The organism is Streptococcus sp. 27098_8_148 (genome assembly GCF_041432105.1).
In the GTDB taxonomy this organism is placed as follows: domain Bacteria; phylum Bacillota; class Bacilli; order Lactobacillales; family Streptococcaceae; genus Streptococcus; species Streptococcus parasanguinis_AE.
On record NZ_JAPVYY010000030.1, the window covers coordinates 1 to 1,079 of the forward strand.

Consider the following 1,079-nt stretch of genomic DNA (forward strand, 5'->3'; position numbering starts at 1 on the left):
TTTAGTTCTGTATTGCACAGGACTGAGTCCTTTTAGTTTGACCTTAATTCGTTTATTGTTGTAATAATCAATGTAGTCTACAATAGCTTGTTCTAATTGCTCAAGTGACTGAAACGTCTTCTCATACCCATAAAACATTTCGGACTTAAGAATGCCAAAGAAGGATTCCATCATGCCGTTGTCTGGGCTGTTACCCTTACGTGACATGGACGGTTGAATTCCTTTATCCTCTAAAAAACGATGATAATACTGGTGTTGATACTGCCATCCTTGATCACTATGGAGAATTGTATTTGTGTAATGATTCTCAGTAAAGGCCTGGTCTAACATAGCTTTCACTTGTTCTAAATTTGGCGACGTCGAAAGATTATAAGCGACGATTTCACTGTTAAAACCATCTAATACTGGTGATAAGTAGAGTTTTTGAGTGCTTGCTGGAATGGCAAATTCTGTCACATCTGTGTAGCACTTTTCCATTGGTTTTGAAGCTTCAAACTGGCGTTGAATAAGGTTGTCGGCTTTCTTACCAATATCTCCTTTGTGAGAAGAATACTTTCGCTTCTGCCGGATTCTAGCTTGTAAATTGAGGACATTCATCAACCGCTGAACCCTCTTATGATTGACCAAAAAGCCACGATTTCTTAATTCTAAATGTATCCGACGATAACCATAATTTCCCTTGTGTTCAGTAAAAATAGATTGGATTTCAGCTTTAAGCCCTTGATCCTTATCTGGTTTGTCTAGCTGTTTCAAATGATAATAGTAGGTCGAACGAGCGAGTTTAACGGCCTTTAGAAGAATATCTAACGAAAACTCAGTGATTAATTCTTGAACAATTTCTGTCTTTCTTCTTTCTCTTTTTCCTTCTTCAATCGGAGTTCTCTCAACTTTTTTAGAACAGCATTCTCCGCTCTCAGGTATTCATTTTCTGCTTGAAGACGCTCTAACTCAGTCATCTCTTCAGGTTTCTTCTTTGGCTTACGTCCCATTTTAGGTATCCTTCCTCTTGTTTTCTCAACAATAGTATACCCATTTTTCTTGTATTGTGCCAGCCAATTTGGAAGCATTCCTTGGTTTGG

Annotated in this window: 1 pseudogene; it reads right to left on the reverse strand. The window is 38.0% G+C overall.

What is annotated here, in order from left to right:
- Positions 1-1,079 (reverse strand): annotated as a pseudogene (locus O3646_RS10820) (IS3 family transposase); the annotation flags it as partial.